Annotated in this window: 16 protein-coding genes; 4 read left to right on the top strand and 12 right to left on the bottom strand. The window is 42.4% G+C overall.

Annotated elements, in window-relative coordinates:
• Positions 1 to 39 precede the first annotated feature (39 nt).
• The 3 genes from A7985_RS06360 to A7985_RS06350 form a co-directional block, all read right to left on the bottom strand.
• On the bottom strand, positions 40 to 2382 hold the full coding sequence (locus tag A7985_RS06360; protein ID WP_065789577.1) for a hypothetical protein: 2343 nt from the start codon (positions 2380 to 2382) through the stop codon (positions 40 to 42).
• A gap of 196 nt (positions 2383 to 2578) precedes the next feature.
• Positions 2579 to 5728: an efflux RND transporter permease subunit gene (locus A7985_RS06355; RefSeq protein WP_065789576.1), complete on the bottom strand. Its 3150-nt coding sequence runs from the start codon at positions 5726 to 5728 to the stop codon at positions 2579 to 2581.
• A 6-nt stretch (positions 5729 to 5734) separates the two neighbouring features.
• Positions 5735 to 6910 (bottom strand): efflux RND transporter periplasmic adaptor subunit, encoded by a 1176-nt coding sequence (locus A7985_RS06350; protein ID WP_065789575.1) that lies wholly within the window; start codon positions 6908 to 6910, stop codon positions 5735 to 5737.
• A 244-nt stretch (positions 6911 to 7154) separates the two neighbouring features.
• On the opposite strand from A7985_RS06350, the gene A7985_RS06345 reads away from it, so the two are divergent.
• Together A7985_RS06345 and A7985_RS06340 are read left to right on the top strand one after the other, a co-directional pair.
• Positions 7155 to 7385 carry a hypothetical protein gene (locus A7985_RS06345; RefSeq protein WP_065789574.1) on the top strand — a complete coding sequence of 77 codons (231 nt, stop codon included), beginning with the start codon at positions 7155 to 7157 and terminating at the stop codon, positions 7383 to 7385.
• Positions 7386 to 7578: 193 nt separating this feature from the next.
• On the top strand, positions 7579 to 8007 hold the full coding sequence (locus tag A7985_RS06340) for a response regulator (protein ID WP_065789573.1): 429 nt from the start codon (positions 7579 to 7581) through the stop codon (positions 8005 to 8007).
• Between the two features lie 87 nt (positions 8008 to 8094).
• Here the strand turns inward: A7985_RS06340 and A7985_RS06335 are convergent, their stop codons facing one another.
• Entirely contained in the window at positions 8095 to 8346 is a 252-nt protein-coding gene (locus tag A7985_RS06335; RefSeq protein ID WP_065789572.1) for a TIGR03643 family protein, read from the bottom strand.
• A 147-nt stretch (positions 8347 to 8493) separates the two neighbouring features.
• Positions 8494 to 8862, bottom strand: a complete 369-nt coding sequence (locus A7985_RS06330; RefSeq protein WP_065789571.1) for a HopJ type III effector protein — start codon at positions 8860 to 8862, stop codon at positions 8494 to 8496.
• Between the two features lie 163 nt (positions 8863 to 9025).
• Between A7985_RS06330 and A7985_RS06325 the strand changes: the two genes are divergently transcribed.
• Complete coding sequence (locus tag A7985_RS06325; RefSeq protein WP_065789570.1) at positions 9026 to 10384, top strand: hypothetical protein; 1359 nt, start codon at positions 9026 to 9028, stop codon at positions 10382 to 10384.
• A 131-nt stretch (positions 10385 to 10515) separates the two neighbouring features.
• The gene (locus tag A7985_RS06320) at positions 10516 to 10929 is read left to right on the top strand and encodes a rhodanese-like domain-containing protein (RefSeq protein WP_065789569.1); all 414 of its coding nucleotides are present in this window, start codon (positions 10516 to 10518) and stop codon (positions 10927 to 10929) included.
• A 31-nt stretch (positions 10930 to 10960) separates the two neighbouring features.
• Here the strand turns inward: A7985_RS06320 and A7985_RS06315 are convergent, their stop codons facing one another.
• From A7985_RS06315 to A7985_RS06285, 7 genes are all read right to left on the bottom strand, one after another.
• Positions 10961 to 11320, bottom strand: a complete 360-nt coding sequence (locus A7985_RS06315; RefSeq protein WP_065789568.1) for a glyoxalase superfamily protein — start codon at positions 11318 to 11320, stop codon at positions 10961 to 10963.
• A 126-nt stretch (positions 11321 to 11446) separates the two neighbouring features.
• Positions 11447 to 13153 (bottom strand): HEAT repeat domain-containing protein, encoded by a 1707-nt coding sequence (locus tag A7985_RS06310; protein WP_065789567.1) that lies wholly within the window; start codon positions 13151 to 13153, stop codon positions 11447 to 11449.
• A complete protein-coding gene (locus A7985_RS06305; RefSeq protein ID WP_065789566.1) occupies positions 13150 to 15042 on the bottom strand; it encodes a hypothetical protein in 1893 nt (630 codons plus the stop codon). The genes A7985_RS06310 and A7985_RS06305 overlap by 4 nt, the downstream gene beginning before the upstream one ends.
• Positions 15043 to 15180: 138 nt before the next feature.
• The gene (locus A7985_RS06300; protein WP_256096649.1) at positions 15181 to 15891 is read right to left on the bottom strand and encodes a sulfite exporter TauE/SafE family protein; all 711 of its coding nucleotides are present in this window, start codon (positions 15889 to 15891) and stop codon (positions 15181 to 15183) included.
• A gap of 31 nt (positions 15892 to 15922) precedes the next feature.
• Positions 15923 to 16534: a LysE family translocator gene (locus A7985_RS06295; protein WP_065789564.1), complete on the bottom strand. Its 612-nt coding sequence runs from the start codon at positions 16532 to 16534 to the stop codon at positions 15923 to 15925.
• Positions 16535 to 16662: 128 nt separating this feature from the next.
• Positions 16663 to 17139 carry a GNAT family N-acetyltransferase gene (locus A7985_RS06290; RefSeq protein ID WP_065789563.1) on the bottom strand — a complete coding sequence of 159 codons (477 nt, stop codon included), beginning with the start codon at positions 17137 to 17139 and terminating at the stop codon, positions 16663 to 16665.
• A gap of 86 nt (positions 17140 to 17225) precedes the next feature.
• A complete protein-coding gene (locus A7985_RS06285) occupies positions 17226 to 17888 on the bottom strand; it encodes a DNA alkylation repair protein (RefSeq protein WP_065789562.1) in 663 nt (220 codons plus the stop codon).
• Between the last annotated feature and the right edge of the window lie 36 nt (positions 17889 to 17924).

Genomic DNA, 17924 nt, shown 5'->3' with positions numbered 1-17924 from the left:
GGTGAATACCCAGCAATGCCGCGGGAAGAGTCACACCATTTAATCTTCAAGTGGGCATTTGAGTATATTCGAGCCCTGGTTTCTGTAACATAGTTTGTCATCGTCCATTACGATGTTTTCGACAAAGTCTCCACTACTTTGGAATGCCAAAGTGTTGCCAGCATAGCAGCGTAAATGGCCATCATTTACTAAGCAGGTATGTGTATTATTGCCCAAAATTTGATGTACGATACCTGATTGCGCGATAAGCTGTTCAATAGGTGCGGCATCATTACCCCAACATTGCCAGCTCGCATCAGCAAATTGCGCACATGCTGTATCATAATTCACGGCATTGAGCTTGCTGACACCTGTAAGTGCAGTTACCTGCGCGACTGGTGAGTCATTAAATCCAGCGCAATGCACGTCTCCTGCATTGCCCAGTAAGCAGGCGTAGTATCCACGGGTTACAACTTGTTTTAGTTGTTCGGGCTGTGTTTCAAATGTAAGCAGGCTATTGGTGCTGGTACACTTTGTTAGTGCTCGGTCTTCAACAACACAACGATAATGCTCACCTTCGATTTCAAAGTTGTTTGCTAATGCAATTTCTAGGCTGTTTGTCACATAATTATCCGCTTCATCTGTTGTGAATAATGACAATCTAGCATCAAGGTCTTGAGGTAATATCTGGTGATATTGGGCAAATAAGGCCACATCATTTGAAGTCTTTGATACCCCAATCGTACTGTCCCAAGTAGGCACATAGTCTGTTTTGCCATCTAAATGAATGAACTGACCATACAAGGAAAAAGTCGATCCACTCACATAGGTTTCATTGACGCCTGCATAGGTTCTTAAGAGAGAGTTGTACGATTCGCCATAAATTTTAACTTCTTTCTCGGCAAAACCTGCTTTGATTATTAGGTTAAATGCCCTAAGTGAGCTTATCGTGTATTCGTTATCTAATACCGTTACCGCAGCAATGCCGTCCGCATAAGTAACGTCTAATTGATCGTAAGTGTGCAAATTAGTGATGGGAACAATGCGCACTTGGTCTATTGGCACTGCGCTTTCCAATGTGTAGTTTTGTGTAACCTCTCGTTTAGGGTAAAGTTCAAATCTATGATCTTTATCAGGAATATTTATAGAATCCCGTGTCGCTGCTGTATTATGGAAAGTTAGCGACTGGGTTGCCGTTGCGCTGCCACCTGACTTATATTTCACCGTATAACTTATTGTATGAAAGTTATTAAAGCTCTCAACTTCAGGCAACTGTATCGTCAGTTTACTGTTTGTCTTAGTGAGATACTGTTCGTCAAACTGATTGTTGATAGTCCACGTAACACTGTCTATATTCGAGAAGTCAGTTAAATTACTGGATACTTCGACTGTCTGTCCTGAAGCGGCCACTTCGTGAGAGCTAGATAGTGTGATGGGGGTTTGAGTCGCTTGTTTAGTGACTAACACTTTTGTGGTGGCAGTTTCAGTCACGCCACCTTTCATTGAAACCTCAAGTGATAAGTCAAATGTGGTGTCTTGTTGAACAATGGGGGCGGTAAAGTGATAGGCTTTATTATCACTGGTCGCATTGGTTGGCTGCGGGTCAGGCTGCCATTGCCATGCATACGCTTCGATTTCGTGGCTATGAGAGACTGTTGGGATGATACTTGCGGTTTTTCCGCTTGCTACTGTCACCTGTTCAGGTAACGATAAAGTCAAAGAAGGACCGTCAGCCGGGGTTATCTTTACGGTTGCTGGGCGAGTATGTACGCCGTTGTCGGTTACAACATTAATCACCACAGTAAACTCAGTTTCTTCCGATACATCTGGAAGGGTGAGAGTTAGTGTCGAGTCTCCGGTGCGGCCTGAGTTTGATGTCGATATCTCACGTGATGGGTTGAGCCCTTCAATTTGCCAATCCACTTTTTGAATATTGGCATCAGTTTCATATGAGGCTGTCAATGACACTGTGTCGCCACCACTGAATGTATAGCTGTCCTTCATCTCAATGTTTGCGCCTACAACTTCTGGATACAGTGAAATTATGTGGGTTTTAACCACCGTGGAATTCACTCCATCCGAGACCTCACACGTGACTGTAATGCTTTGTTTCTCTGTTACAGGAGGGAGTTTAACGAGTGTTTTAGTCATTGACTCTTGAACAAACTGAACGCCGTCCAATGAACTAGTCCATTTTACGCTTAGTTGATCATTATCTGGGTCGATAAAACTGGTAGAGATAACAATAGATTCGTTTGATAAAGCGAGTGATTCGCCGCTCAATGTTACTGTCGGGGCTCGGTTTTGTGTCGAAGGGCGTTGATCGTCATTTCCGGAAGAATTACCACCGCCACCACAGGCAGTTAACAATCCAACGAGTGAGGCCAAAAGTAGTTTGCGCATTTTTTTTCCTTATCAATGGCAGTTTTCACATTATTTTTTAGTCAATAGGAAGAGGTCACCTATTTCCAAGCAATTTAGTCTGCTTTATTTTAATGGTAACTTAATGAATGGGTTAATGTTTGTTCTATAAATGTAAGGAGTTGTAAGGTGAAAAAGCCCAGCATACGTGCCGGGCTTGGTCAGGAAGGGCGTTTACTTAATTTAAATTGGACTGTGCTTGAGTTATTTCCTCACTTTTTTTGCCAAATAGCTTGTTGCTTAGACGTTTTGCATCTTCAAGCGCAACATACTGACAAGGGATAAGTATCAGTGTGATGACGGTTGCGAACAGTACACCAAATGCCAACGATACCGCCATTGGAATGACGATTTGTGCCTGCAAACTGGTTTCCATAATGATTGGCACTAAACCGATAAAAGTGGTGAGTGATGTAAGCAAGATTGCGCGAAATCTGCGGCAACCAGCTTCGACTACAGCTTCTTTGATACTTAATCCGCGTTCCCGTGCCTTGTTGACAAAATCAACCATGACGAGAGAGTCATTTACCACAACACCTGCAACGGCAATGATGCCAAAGAAAGATAGCCCACTCATTGTCATACCCAGTACCATATGACCTAGTACCGCGCCGACGACACCAAATGGGATCACCGACATAATCAGCAATGGTTGAGAGTAAGAGCGAAGTGGAATTGCCAACAGTGCAAAGATAATCATCAGCGATAGTGCGAAATCTCGCATTTGCTCAGCAACGCTGTCCATTTCTTCTTGTACACGTCCAGTTATGCTACTCGAGACGCCAGGGTAACTTTCTAACAAACTAGGCAAGTATTCGTCACTTATTTGTTCAGCAATTTTAAATGGCTCGGCTTTATCTGTATCTACCGATGCCCAGACATTGATGGTGCGCTTCGCATTTTCTCTACGAATGCGGTTAACACCTTCAACCATTTTAATGTCAGCAACTTCAACCAGTGGAATTTCAGCCCCAGCAGGTGAAATGATGCGAACGTCCTGAATATCACTAATCGCATTACGGTGCTCTCTAGGGTAGCGAACCATCACTTTTATTTCTTCACCGTTTCGTAAAATACGTTGGGCTTCAAGACCGTAGTAACTAAAGTTCACTTGAGAAGCCACGTCGGATAGGGTCAAGCCCATGCTGTAGGCCAACGGCTTAAGCTCTAGTCTGATTTCATCCGTTGCAGACTGCATTGAGTCGTTGACATCGCCAACACCTTCAACGGTTCTTAACTTCGCTTTTAGCTTGGCTGCAACTTCTCTAAGCGTGTCTTTGTCTTTGCCTTCAAGGCGGAAGCTAATATCGCCATCATCGCGGTCACCACTGAATACATTGTCGTCGATATTCAAGCTTTTAACGCCTGGTAAAGGCGGCATATCTTCTCGCCACATTTCGCTGAGTTCAAATGTGTCTATCGGGCGCAAGTGGGGCTCAACTAGGATTGCGCGGATTGAAGCATTGGTCCGGCCATTCATATTAACCGACAAGTTTTTAACCATCACTTGTCCATATTCTTCCTCAATTTTCTTCTCAACATCCCATACAAGCTTTTCAATCTTATTGGCTGTTTCAAGCGTTGCAGACTCTGAAGCAGATAAGTTCATTTCAATTTGTATGCTAGGGAAGTCGTGTGGAATTTTTGGATTCGCGACAAACTTAATAAACCCGCCCGCAAAGAGTCCAGCGCTAACAATCAAAATACAGATAAAGCTGACGATCACCGTATAACGGTAGTGGATACACTTATCGATAAATGGTCGGTAGATGTTTTCGACAAAGTTTTTTAGCCCATTGTCCATTCCCGCTCTTAAGCGGTGAAGCGGGTTTTTAGGGTTACTTGGCTTGTCTTTCATCGCTGCTAAATGAGCTGGGAGAATCAGTTTTGATTCAATCAAAGAGAAAATCAAACACAGAATAATGACACCGCCTATCGCTTTGGAAAATGCAGCTTCTGGGCCTGTAGACAGAGTCTGTGGCAAGAAAGCTGCGATGGTCGTTAGTACACCAAAGGTGGCGGGCACAGCAACACGCTTCACACCACGTACGACGTTATCTAAACTATGACCATGTTTTTCGATTTCAGCATGTGCGGATTCTCCAACAACGATTGCATCGTCCACAACAATACCGAGTACCAGTATAAAGGCAAACAAAGAAGCTAAGTTGATAGTGATGTCCATAAAACCCACAGGCATGAGCAAGAAGGCACCTAAAAACGACACTGGGAGACCCATCATGACCCAAAACGCGAGTCTAACTCTTAAAAATAGCGCCAACATCAACATTACCAGAATCCCACCGATAACCATGTTTTCGATCATCATGTTTAGGCGGCCTTCAAGGTAATAGGTGAAATCTAAAAAGGGCTCAAGTTTTACATTTTGCGGCAACTGAGATTCTTTCTCTTTTAAGTAGCCCTTGATGACACTGGCTACTTTAGTGATATCTTGATCTTTGGATGCCATCACTTCATATATCAATGAATTTCTTCCATTGTATAGGGAGTACATTAAACCTTCTTCAAAACCATCAGAGATTTTAGCTACATCGCCAAGGCGAATTTGTGCGCCGTCTTCAAGGGTTATTAAAGGTAATTGCTCAAACTCATGACCCTGATACGCTTGATTTTCAACGCGCATTGAGATGTAACCGTTGTCTGAACGAATTTGACCGGCTGACATGTTGGCCGAGAAATTTCGCACAGCGGAAGAGATATCGCGAAATGTCAGGCCGTACTCACGCAGCTTGTCTGGGCTCACTTCGATGCCTATTTCATAGTTAAGGCCACCGTTAAAATTAACTAAGTTGACACCCGGTAGTGCGAGCATTTCATCGTGAAGAGTATTGCCTAGCTTCTTGAGTTCCTTGAAATCCATGTCGCCATTTAGTGTCAGTAGCATGACGTCTTGTTCGTTTTTCTCGTTACGAACAATTGGGCGTTCCATACCTGAAGGAAAGTTCGAGATAGCATCTACTTGCATTTTAACTTCATCGAGTACATCTTTTGGCTCGTATTGCTGGTCTACTTCAATCCAAGTTTGCGAAAAGCCTCGGTTTGAGTAGGTAATAAGCCTTTTAATTCCCTCTAGCCCCTCCATTGCTTCTTCGACTTTAATTGTGATCCCTTCTTCCACCTCCTGTGGGGCTGCGCCAGGATACACTGCTTGAATGCTCAACCAGTAATTTTTGTTTTGTGGAAATATTTGTTTTTGAATAGTGAATGCGGTCAGTAATCCACCCACGAGTACAAATATCATTAATAGATTGGCGGCAACGGGGTTACGTGCAAACCAAGCAATGATGCCTTTTTCTTGAGTCTCCATACGTGGTTACTCCTCTTTTAATGCAAGCTGAGTCGCCGCTTGATTCAGGGTGTCGTTGTCAACGCGCAGCTGCATGCCTTCGGTTGGATACTCAAGCGCTGAAACAATCAAACTTTGCCCAGACTCAAGGCCTTGATCCACAACAACTAAGCCATCGTATTCTCTTACGATATTGAGCTTTTTAAACGACAATGTTTGGTCGTTATTTAGAATGGCAACCTGGCTATCTCTGACTAAGTGGTGAGGAATTTCTACGGCATTATCAACTAATTTACCTTTGATATTTGCATTCAGATATGCGCCAAATCTCAGTGGCTTATTAAGGTCGTCATATGGGCGTTCGACCTGTGCAACCAAGTATGTCATACGACTACGGCTGTCGATTACGCCTTCACTGCGTACAATGGTGCCAGACCAATTCACTTCTTGACCCGCAACTTTTGCTGTGAGTGTTACATGCGCATTGATTCCGTTGTTTTTTAGATGCTGTAGCTCATTGTCTGCAACAGGCAAACGCACTTCAGCCACAGAGATAGCATTTAATACGCCGACTAAGCTACCTTGATTAACAACACTACCTAGACTTAACGACCGAGCTTCGATGATCGCGTCGTAAGGTGCTTTTATGTACGTGCGTTCTAGATTGCGTTTAGCTCGTTTTACACTGGCTTGAGCCGCTTGAAATCGCGCCAGTTTTTCTGCTAACTGAGGCTTACGTAGATATAGTTCAGATGGAATTGTCGAGTTAGCATTATTCTTTATACGTTCCCACTCCGTTTTAGCAACGTGTGCTTGTGCTTGTTCAATTTCAAGTGCAGAACTCGCTTGTGCTAGGTTTGCTTCGGCATCAATGAGTGCAGCTTCGTAATCATTGGGGTCTATACGTGCTAAAATCGCCCCTTTTTTAACAAATCCCCCTTTTACAAATGTGTCTGAGAGGTCAATGATTTGACCGCTGACTTGGGCAACCATTTGTGTGCTGTACTTAGGTTTGACGATACCGTAAGAACTTACTGACATTTGCAGAGGTGATGTTTTAATAGGTGACACTTCTACGAGTGGGTGAATGATTTTTTCTGGTTTTTCTTGCGGAGGTGTTTGCATTGAGGAAAATGCAATAGCACTTGCTATGCCTCCAAGCAATACCACACAGGGTAATATAATTTGTTTTTTACTAGCCACGATGTTAATTCCTTCCTGAATTGACAATTTTGATACTGGTACGTATCGGTTACTCAGAATAATACGCCAATAGATATTTCTAGGTGTTTTGATCTCATATCAATATGTAACAAAGCATTGCGACTATTGTCACAATTTTACAATTAGCAGGTAAAATTGCTTAAAATTTAATAAATGAATTATTTTTTACATACAGAAAGTGTGCTAACACGTATAATCTGGGCTTTTTGGTATGGGGGTTGAAATGGAGTGTAGGTTAGGCTGCGGTGCGTGTTGTATCGCCCCGAGTATCAGTTCATTAAAAAAAGCCGCTAATGTGCGCTGTGAGTATTTAAACGCGCAAAATCTCTGCTCCATTTTTGGTAAGCCGGAGCGTCCCAAGGTTTGTAGTGATTTTAAAGCCGACAAAGATACATGTGGCTCGAATAACGAACAAGCAATGGCTAACTTGATATACCTTGAAGCTGTTACGTGATCGCCGTTTTATCTTTTAAGCACTTCAAACTTCTTTCAATTTAACGCAAATCGTGCCAGCTTTGATTTGTAGAACTTAGTTCTTTGACTAGACTTTGGTAAGCACAACTAAATACAAAAAATCGATAAGTAACTGTTTTTAAAGTTAGCTTTCATCTTGATTTTGTTTGCAATGGTTCTTAAGGAAAGTGTAGATGAAAGATTATACCATTATGATGATTGACGACGATGAAGTTGATAGGTATCTACTAAAACGAGCATTAAAGAAAGTGGATTTTGCAGGTCACATCTTTGAAGCCGACAATGGACAAGTCGCAATTGAATTCTTGTCTAACTATGAACACAATGCAAAACTATTCCCCGGCAAGTTCCCGCCAGTCATTATCTTCCTTGATATCAACATGCCGCTTATGGATGGTTTTGAGTTTCTAGAAGCTTTTGTTAAGTTGCGCGCAACAACTAGAGTACTCGAAAATTCAATTCTAACTTTGTATACCTCTTCAAAATGTGCTGAAGATAGGCACAGAGTTAAAGGCTATGATTTTGTAAAAGGCTATCTGGTGAAAGAAGATTTAACTGTACAAAATTTGAAAGAGACAATGAAGGTTTGTATTGTCAGTTAGCTAACCATCTAAAACTGTGCTGATGGGTTCTTACACCCATGCTTGTTAAAATAGGTGTTGCTGTCCATATTAAGGCGTTTATAAAGACTACCTGTGCTTATATTGCGTCTTACAATAGCCCCTGACAACATTTTTTGAACGCATGAGTAAGTGCTTGGTTTTTCTACCTGATACACGTTCTCGCCAAAGATTGAAGCTCCGAGGCTTCAGGTTTTTTCGCATTAGTTTAATAACGGCTTGTTCATTTAGCCCGAATAATGCGTGTATTGCCTCAAAAGGCGTTCGGTCTTCCCATGCCATTTCTATGATCCGTGAGGTTTCGTCTTCTCTAAATTGCATCTTGATTTAAGCTTTCATTAAAGAGGAGATATACGAGACACCCGTTAATTTGGATTTATGATTGACATGATGACCGTCGTAGTCGATTGGTAAGTCATAAATTTGGGCGCACCTATAAGGCTTCTTCTGTGCACCCAAACTTATTTGCTACTTTTGAGTTAAAGGCTGCTGTGAAAAGGACACCCCTTGCCAACCAAATTTAATAAAGTTTCTGATATTTGAGTGGTCTGTGCCATTAGGGTTGAGTAGCACGTCTTCTCTGTAATAGTGACCAAAACAGTGCAGTGTGGCTTGTTCTGACAAGTTATGCGCCTTCGCAAATGCCAATATTTTGCATGACCCCAAGTTCGTGCCTGCTTCGTTATGCTGTTCGCCATTTACAAATGCACATGAATTAAACACATAGTGGCTGTCTATCAAGGATATGGTTTGTTCAAATTCTATGGTGTTTCCCCGCGTGGTTACGCGATTTAAAAAAATTTCAATACTTTCGGGTGTTTGGGGTGAATGTGTCATTGATACTTCTTATTGAATTAAAACGCCATTATCGCTAAAAGTTTCAGGCTTGCAAACCTCGACTTTGGTACAAAAAGCCGAGTTTTTCAGAGCATAAGCCAATGTTACCAAAGGATTTGTGTTATAATTGCAGAGTACAAAAAATTGGAGGTACATTATTCGAGTGAGCAAAGCGAAACTAAGCCAAGACGAAAGCCTATCTTTTAAAATCAATTACCAGCTCCTGCCCAAAGAGACTAACCAACTTGACCTGTATTTTTCTATCCCTACTGATATGGGTATCAATGCCAATACATTAAATGAAGTGGACTACTTTAACGCAAACATTAAGAGTCACAGTGCCTACTATTCTGAACAGTTACACTTGCCATTAGTTAGAAGTCGTTTTATTAGCCAAAGTAAAGGGCAAAAAAGTGACTATCGCGTGAACTTAAATTTGTTTTGCTATCAAATTCGCATCGCATTAGACGCAGATGTAAAAGACACACTGAAACTGAAGCAAGCTGAGGAGTTTTATCCTGCCGCGATTGAGCTGGTCGAACAGTCGGCACGCTTGTTAGTAAAGTTGCGGCGCTACACGCCGCCAGATAATAAGCTAAAGTCTTACTTTCAAAATGCAGACAACTACCTGAGCTGGCACACAGAACAAGCGTTTTTGAAGCTACTGGCCAGAGGGCCAAAATCTAGCGACTTTAGCCGTGAAAGAAATACAGTCGTCGACTTCTGTAAACAAGAAAGTGAATATCGAGAAAAGCTTAGTTATAACTCACAAGTTACTTTAGATGACCCCAATCGCATTACCAATAAGATGCGTTTACTCGAAAGGCTGATTGAATATGGGGTCGTTTTTAATAAAGAAACGACTAACTTAGGCGCAAACTTAAAGCGCCTAGCGCGCGGTGCGGTAACGGCGGTGATAATGGCATTCGTGATGTATCTCGTCCTCAATGCGCGCTCTAATTTTGAAGAGATCACGGTTGCACTCATCGCGTTACTGGGTGTTATTTACGGTTTAAGGGAAACCTTTAAAGATGACTTAACTCAATGGGCTTGGCGACAAGTACAAAAGGGGAGGCCAAAGTGGCGTAATAAGTTCAAGAACTCAGTGAATGATGCAACGGTATGCACACAAACTATATGGTTAGAGCATATCAAGAAAAAAGAGATCCCAGATGATGTTGATAAGCTGCTTAAAAAACGCGGCAGACAGAATCGGCAAGAGGCGAATTTTTTGCATTTTTGCGCAAAAAATCAAGTGCATGTAGACGAATTTTTACCCGGCTATGAAGAGGTGCAGCAGAGAATAACATTTAATATGAGCTCCTTTGCGCGCTATTTGAAAAAAGGCGCTGGTAAACTTTATAGCTTGGAGGGGCACAAAGTGTCCAAAAACTCTGTAGAGCGGCGTTATCAAATCAACTTGGTTATGCGCTTTAAGACCAAAGATGAAGTCCAACTCGAACGCTATAAACTCACAATGAACCGCTCTGAAATTGTTGCCATTGAGCAAATGGAAGATTAAAGGAATAGAGTGGAACACACCTCATTTTAGCAGTGTTCAGAATATCTGAACACTGCGTTCAAAACTTATGAATTCCTTTACTTGCAATAGGTTAGTAAATTACTTGGCAGGTTAATTAAGGAGGTTAAATCATGTCTAATGTACGTTACCTGATAGAGCGAAACACTGAAAAGGCGTATCAATATTTTTCAGATAAACTCGCGTTTGAAACGGACTGCTCGGATGTTTATGCGGACATTAAATCTGGCAACGATAATTTTGTATTAGTTGATGTGCGCGCTAAAGAAGCATTTTCAAAGAGTCATGCCATCACTGCGATTAACATTCCACATGGGGAAATGACACTCGCTCGTATGCAAGAATTCAAGTCGGATACGCTATTCATCGTTTATTGCTGGGGGCCCGGATGTAATGGCGCAAGCAAGGCTGCACAAAAGCTTTCTGAGTTGGGATATTTAGTCAAAGAAATGCTTGGAGGGATCCATTATTGGGAGGATTTTGAGCGCTACCCAGTTAACAGGCGCGTTGACGACGCACAAAAATAGTCACTTTTATGGCAGCGAAAGTGCTGCCTTTTTAAGCGAGTTGAGTGAAAATCAGTTTATTACCAAATGGGTCCGTAATTGGCATTTCTAAGCCCCATGGTTGAGTATTAACGTTAGGGCGAGCATATTTGAACTGTTTGCTTTCTAATAACTGTTGATATTGAACGAGATCAACCACAGCAATTCTAAGTGTTGCGCCGGGGGTGGCATCTCCGTAATGTTCCGAAAGATGAAGCACACACTTTCCTTGAGATATTTGCATATACAGAGGCAGTCCCGATTCATGTTTATGCGCCCAGTCTAGCTGAAACTCCAAGAAATCGATGTAAAACAATTTGGCTTGGCGTTCATCAAATGAGCGCAATATCGGAACGGGTGATTGTAGGTGCATATGCTAGGCTCGTTAGTTTGGTGTAGTACAAAGAGTTTGTCGATTTCCAGTTATACAAACAAAGGCAATGCATTCTCATGAGAAACACAGCCATCAAATGATTAGACGATGGCTGTGCGCGTGGATTTAGTTTTGTGTTGAGCTGTCCGTATTGTGTAGTATTTCAACAATCGCTTTGAAATTTCTTTTTGATTTTTCCGAACGTAATGCTGATTTTAAAGTGTGTTTAATCCCGGCTTGATTTTTTTGGGTAGCTAACGCTTTAATCGCTGCATAGCGACTTTCAGCACTTTCGTTATTCACAGCAATTGCAAGTACAGCATCACTGGCTGCGGGCTTGAGCTGGTATTTCCCAAGCGCACCGAGCAGTGCAATTTGATTGCGGTGCTCAGGGGTTGAAAGCTGCTTTTCTAAGCTGGTATATGCTTGCTCAGTTTGCAACATACCTAGGGCCCGAAAAGAGGCTCTCTGCACACTTTTGTTGCGATTGTCGACGTAACTATCAATTTGTTCAAAGTGTTGTTCATCGCGGCTATTGCCCAGCCCTGTGATCAGTGCTGATTGGACTCGTCCATCTGTTTCTATTGAAAGTTGTTCAGAGAGTGCACTATGTAGTTGTTGCGATTGAGCGTCGGGCGCACGTTCATACAACATCGCGCCAATGGTCATGTAAAAACTGCTCGTTACTTCAGGGTCCAAACTGGTGAAGCCCGTTTCAACTTGTTCTTTGAGTAGTGCAGCAAGCTCAGGGCTGAAAGTATTTCTACCCTGAGATAGTGCCCTCAATGCCCTAAATTGCATAAGCGGATCTTTATCGGCTTTTATTAGCAGTGTACCCAGCAACTCTTGGCTATTGTTGCTATCTAACTGACCCAAGGCGTTGAATAAACGCATTTGCGCATCATCTGGAAGCTGCTGTTTTAAAAATACGTCATTTAGTGAACCAAGCACAGCGTCAAATTGAGCTAGCTGCTTTGCCAAATCATGGGCTGCAATTTGTGTTAAATCATTTTCGAGTACCAATCGCACTAATGCCTTTTTGAGCAGGGCAACATCTTCAACGCTAAGTGTTTGGTTGTCTTTTGGCCAGCTGATTAAATCTGCAGGCAAAGAAAATAGCGCAGACGGGTAGGCTTGTTCAGCGGGTTCAAGGCGATATTGTTGCTTGGTTTTGAGGTTTAAGCTTTGCGACTTGCCGGTAAATTGCAGGGTTTCTTGACCTGATCGAGTTGTGAAAAAGCACGGACTTGGCGTAATTTCATGTCCGGATGAAGCAATACTTATTGTTTGCAGTGCATCTTGATTGGCATTGTGCAGCTGGTATTTGTGCTTATTGAGTTGGACTTTGTCGTCTTTAAAGAAATAAGATACGGAATACTGGCCGAGCGTATCTTGCTCCATTTCAAGCTGCTTGTCAGCCTGGCGCTGGAATTGAAAATAATATGCCAGCCCTTTTAGCTGGTCTTGATTTTGTTTATTCAGTGGTGTTGGAAACCAAAATTCGCTGATCAATCCCATTGGTGTCAATTTGAAGGCGAATGGCACAGTGTAGCTGTTCAACTCTGAACTAAATTGGCCGCTTCCTGCACGCACATTGTCTGCTTTTATTGCCCACCAGCCGGCTTCATTATTGTGTTCGGCGGCTTTAACTGTGAGTTGCCCTGACAGTTTGATGTGTGTTTGCTGGCCTTGTTTATTAATTTGATCGTAATTAAACGTGGTGCGCGTGTCTATGGTAAAGTCAAATTGGGCAGAGCAGTTGGCCTGCACATATTGAGAATTAGCCAGTGCACAGAGTGCACCGGCTAAGATCACTTTATTAAGCGTAATCATAGATCGATATCGCCTTCTTTGGAGTAGATTGTCCACGATTTATTGAACACACTGTTGGTTTGGTATAACCACAGATCATAGCGAGTTGTTTTCTTACCGCAAGGGTAGGGGATCCCCCATTTTTTACACCACTTCACACCATAGGTTTCAGCGTACAGACCAAACTTTCCAGAAATAACATCTAGGTCATTTTTCAGTTCAATGCCGTAGTAAATATGTGGACTAGTGTTGTCGTTGGTAAGTAACGCAAATCCTGCGTTTGACTCCATTGCAAAGGTATTATCGATTAAGTTTAAAATCGCCTGTACGCCGGCAGATGCCACCAATAGGTTCACACCACCACGGCCAAATGCACCAAAGTCTACATGGAAAAGGTCACCTTCAGCATACAGCTCAGCGTTGTAACCGACTGTTAATTCAAAACCGAGGTTACCAGTTACACCCGCTTCGACTTTGATGGGAATTGGACCCACTGTGAATGTGGCTTGGGCAAGTACTTTTTCTTCTTCCCACTTCTTTTCCCATGACTTTTCATACTTTGCGGTAAACTTTTCATCTTCAAAAACAACGTTGTTGAAGATAATCATTTCTGATTCATAGCCAGTGTTTAGACCACTGATATAAGCACTACCGTTATATGAAATACTAAACAGCGTATTTTTGGCGTTAAAGAAGTAGGCTTCTACAGTCCCTTCACCTGTAATACGACCACCCGGATCGCCAGTAGGTACAATAAACAATTGACCCTGCAAGTCTACACCCACACTGAACTTAGACTTGTCACCATATGACTTGTCGAATTCACTTGAAAAGTTGATATTTGCAAGGCCAACTGAGGCTGGCACAATGGCGGTTTCTTCAAAGCGCTGTTGTCTTGCTGGACGCGCCTGTGGTTCGTCAGCCTGTTCAAAGAAATAAAGCGGAATAGATGTCAGGATCTCATTGTTATCGGTACGTGTTTCAGATTCTTGTGCAGCATCTATCAACGTGAAACGTAACTCTAACTGGTTATCACCTTGCGCATCATAATTAGCATAAACTTGTTGTAATAACTCAGGCTCTAAAGCAATATCAAAACCAATATGTTCATCATGCAGCTCAGCGGTGAATGCATGCGCTAGTGTATCTGTATACTGTTTTTTTTGAGCATCCCAAAAATGAGTCTCTACCCAGTTTCCGGCAACCATCACTTCAGCTTTGATATGTGAAAGACCTAGGTTACCACCTTCATAATCTGCTTCGAGGTAACCGATAAGATCTGAGTGGTGTTCACTGGTTCCGTTATCGACATTTGGCACATCTAAGATAAGTGCTGATTGGCCAAAAGAGGCTGCTAGTAGCTTGTAATCATGGCCCTCTTGCTCACGTACAACAATATCAGCATGCGGAAATTCACCATCAAGGTGAGGCTGGTGATCTACCGAAGGGTGATTGTCTTCTTCAATGTCTTCTACGTGTAAATCGTTTGGATCAATTTGCGCGATAATATGGTAGTTTCCGCCTTCGAGTGTGTTCGGCAGTAGTAGATCAATTTCGTGCTCGCTTGAGCCTTCACTCAGTGAGGTCAGCTCAACGACGGCAATTTGCTGGATGTCTTCAATCGTTGCTTCTTGTTCACTTTGCTCGTCAAGTTCGTCTGAGTGCATTAGATAGAAGTGAACTTCTACATCGACTTCGTTAAAACCCGTTACATCAACAGAGTAGTATGTTTTTACCGTGTCGGAGGGTTCTAGAGTGTCTAAAGGGCCTGTTGAAATTGCAGTAATTTCTAGGTTGCTTTTTACCTCGGGGGAGGGGGTGACTTCCGTTATTGTTGGCGTGTCGTTATCGCCAAATTGACACCCAGTCAAAGTGGCTAAACTCAACAAAGCAGTCGTGATTAAGCGCATGTCGATTCTCTATCTTATTTATCTGTTCATCATTGTAGGCTAGGAATATGGAGCGAGTGTGGAGCGATTGTTAGCGAACTAAGTACTAATTTTGTTTCGGTTTAAGGGAGGTTTTGATTGAAGAATTGACGCTGAAACCTAGTTGAAAACTGCAACAATCATGTGAAGTGCGAGCAAGGTTAACAGTAATTTAATCAAGGCTATTAACTTGGTATTATCTGCCTTGAGTCTTAATTTTGTGCCTACAAATGAACCTAAAATAGAGCCTATCACCATAAATAAAATCAATCCTAAGCTTTGCCAAAGCATCTGTGTAACCATCATAAATACAGGTATTTTAGCGAGGTGGCTGATGGTCATAAACACCGCACTGGTTGCTACGACTTCATCTTTTGACTTGAGATCTTTTGTTAAAACTGACAATGATAAGGGGCCTGTTGCGCCCACAATTAGCCCAAGCCCAGTTTGCAATAAGCCAATCAGATAATAGCTTTCGAATTGACGTATAAAATTCGCAAATGGGCGGTACCACAAGTTAAGTAGCAAATAGGTACCAATTGCCAGAGGTATGAATGTTGTAGGTAGGGCATAAAGCACTGAGCCAAACAGAATAGTGCCAGCTATTGAGCCAACTAAAAAAGCAGGCAATAACGACCACTTTACATAATTAAAAGAAAAAACGGCGCGTGAAGCATTACTGGCGATTTGGGTGATCCCATGAATAGGGATCACCAGCGTGGGGGCAATAAAAATTGGCAGGATAGCAATCAATAACATTCCGCCACCAAACCCGATAATTGCTGCTATTAAGGATGTCGCAAAGGCTATCACCCCTAGTAAGAAATCCATATCCAATGTTCACTCCTTGAGGGTCGCTAAGTTAAGTTCTTAGCGCAACGCCAATACCGGACGCTGAGAGTAAAGTACCCGCTACTTTGTTAAATATCCCAAGTCGTTTTGAATTTGAAACGAGTTGCCTTGCGCTAGAAGACATATATGCATAACCCAAATTAACAGAGCCAAAAGCGAGCGTCGCCGTGGCAAAAATGCCTAAAATATCGGTATGAGAGATATGCTGAAAATCGACGAAAGCTGGAAAGAGCGCGACGTAGAAAATAATCGCTTTTGGGTTACTCATTGTCAGTAAAAAACCAGCCAGAACATCAAACCGATGCGCCTTAGGTACATGGGCACTGTCCTTTAAATTAGGCTTTGATAAGAATAGGTTTATGCCCATCCAGACCAAATAAGCAGCGCACGAATACTTGATGATGGCAAAAGCGCCCCCCATGGACTCAGCAACAAATGCCAAGCCTGACACTGCCAATAAAATAAACACATAGTCGGCGAGTACTAAGCCAATGGTCATTGCCGCGCCACGACGAAAGCCACCGGTGATGGATGTGGTGGTGATGGCAAACACAGCCGGACCGGGGATAATACCTACAACAAACATAGCACTGAACAGGGCAATATAACTTTCAATACTCACTTGAGTCTCCATCATTATTTAATCGCAAGACATCGTAGCATAATCGAAATGAATAAAATGACCAGAGATAATCTCCGTAGAGGTAACCTCCGTAGAGTTAACCTGACTAGAAACGTCTTGCGGAATCCTTAAGCCACTTTGCAAAGGCCGCGCATGATGTAATTAGGGCCCGCCGGGCTGCCTAAATACTTTTCTTGGGTGTCTTGGAATCCCGCTTTTTTATAGCATTCATAGGCCACTTGGTTGCGGCAGTTAACGGTTAACATGATTTGCGAATAAGTCGGGTAGTTTTCGGCCACATAGGCAAACAGCGCGCGTACGGCCAGCTTGCCAAAGCCTTTACCCTGTTGCTGTTTGTCGATTACAAATGCCCTTATTCCTACAGCGTTTTGTGGACAAAAGTCATATTTATAGGCATACGCCAAGTCGAGCTTAAAATACCCAATGACGGTTTGGTCATTTTTTATGACGTGCAAATGCGTTGTGTCAGATGCGTCATTCAAAAATTCAGCGGTAGTGCCAGCAAATTCTATTTGATTATCGCACAGTTGTATTTTTTCAACTTGAGTCACATATGCGTCAGAGAGCTTTTTTATCGTTATCATGGTTTTCGTTTTAATTGTGATAAAGTAACAAAATCATATGTTATATACGGTGGAAATACTACGGCCAACGGTCATGTTTGTGGTTCTTATAGAGACATTAGTGCTGTACGGGTTTGTTTATCTAGCTTTTCTATTGCATATCTAAATGCCACTCTTGGCATGTGTTGGTGGTTTGATTTTAAATACTCAATGACTTCATTCAAAGATTCTTGTGACAACACTTTTAGCATCCAGCCATACCCTTTTTGGACTAAATCATGCTGATCATTCAATAATAAGTTTGCGGCTTGCATCGGTGCACCAGTGGGACAGCGCATTTTTTTGATTGGATAAATCAGAATGACAGCCATCGCTCGCCTGACTGTAAAGTGAGGGTGTGTCGCCCAAGCATGCGTTTTTGCGATGAGGTCATTGTGTTGCGCGAGTAACTCACCAAACGCGTGTGTGCAAAAATCATCACAGTCATACCAGTCAATCACATATTCAAACAGCCAATGCTCAAATACATCAAATGTACTCGGCGTATACTGACGTTTAACTCGAAATGCCCAGTCATAGGCAATGAGGCTCAATGCCCAATCCCGCTGAGAAAGCAGTTGCTCGCAGTATGTGAGCACATTGTCTATGTTATGGTCTGTTAGCAGTTTATAAGTATTAGACGAGATCTTACGTATTTGCGCTGTTTTGACTTGTTGTTCGGGGTAACTAATGACTGCCAGCGCATGCCAAGCTGTTTCAATTATATTCATTGCTGTTTGTTTCTTGGGGCTTTTGAATTAAGCTAG

This window comes from Pseudoalteromonas luteoviolacea (assembly GCF_001696455.1).
GTDB classification, from domain to species: Bacteria; Pseudomonadota; Gammaproteobacteria; order Enterobacterales; family Alteromonadaceae; genus Pseudoalteromonas; species Pseudoalteromonas luteoviolacea_C.
The sequence above is the reverse complement of the archived record's forward strand: the minus strand, read 5'-3'. Positions and strand labels throughout refer to the sequence as shown.